General features: G+C 53.4%; 1 protein-coding gene. It reads left to right on the top strand.

From position 1 onward, the window contains the following. Nucleotides 1-93: 93 nt before the first annotated feature. The gene (locus G7020_RS23775; protein WP_181087221.1) at nucleotides 94-843 is read left to right on the top strand and encodes an IS5 family transposase; all 750 of its coding nucleotides are present in this window, start codon (nucleotides 94-96) and stop codon (nucleotides 841-843) included. The last annotated feature ends 19 nt before the right edge of the window (nucleotides 844-862 follow it).

Here is an 862-nt window from a genome sequence, read left to right as displayed (position 1 = left end):
CTAGGGTCTGTTGCCGTTTCGTGCTAACCAATTGATATATATGAGCAAACTCGTATCTTTGAAGCTCTGACCCAACATCGATACGAGTTTGCAATGCCCCGATTACTGCTCAGTGATGAGCATTGGTCGAAGCTGCGGGAAATTCTGCTGCACAAGGCCATCTACAACAAGCGTGATCTACGAATGACCGTGGAGGGCATGCTGTACCGCATGCGTACGGGATGCCCCTGGAGAGATCTACCCAAGGCGTTCGGGAACTGGAATAAGGTCTACAAACGCTTCAATGCGTGGTCCGCAACTGGAAAATGGCTCAAGGTTTTCAAGGTGCTTGTGGCGCAGCCTGACATGGAATGGGTGTTCATTGATGGCAGCTATGCCAAGGCTCACCAGCACAGTGCAGGTGCTGCCAGTGGCAACGATGAGGCCATAGGAAAAAGTCGAGCTGGCAATACCAGCAAGATTCACCTGGCAGTTGATGCTCATGGACTGCCCATCGAGTTTGAAATTACGGGCGGTCAAATCAATGATTGCACCCAGGCTCCCGCATTGATTGCCAAGCTCCCGGAGGCAGAAACCATCGTCGCGGATAAGGGCTATGACAGCGAGAGAGTTCGGGAGCAGATTGAGCAACAAGGGGCCAAGGCCGTGATCCCGAGAAGGCGTAACTCCGTGAAAGGCAACGCGGATCTGGACAGAGGTCTTTACCGCAATCGGCACTTGGTGGAGAACGCCTTCGCCCGGCTAAAGCACTACCGGGCTGTGGCATCTCGGTTCGACAAACTCAAGAGAAATTACGAAAGCGTCGTGGCCATGGCCTGTGCCTTTCTCTGGTTACCCATGTGAAACGGCAACAGACCCTAGC

Origin of the sequence: Stutzerimonas stutzeri (genome assembly GCF_013522825.1) — a bacterium.
Lineage (GTDB): Bacteria > Pseudomonadota > Gammaproteobacteria > Pseudomonadales > Pseudomonadaceae > Stutzerimonas > Stutzerimonas stutzeri_AK.
This window is presented reverse-complemented; position numbering and strand designations above follow the sequence as displayed.

Bases quoted from the DNA above. Each gene is read 5' to 3' on its own strand.
- G7020_RS23775 (WP_181087221.1), top strand. From the start codon at position 94: ATGCCCCGATTACTGCTCAGTGATGAGCATTGGTCGAAGCTGCGGGAA.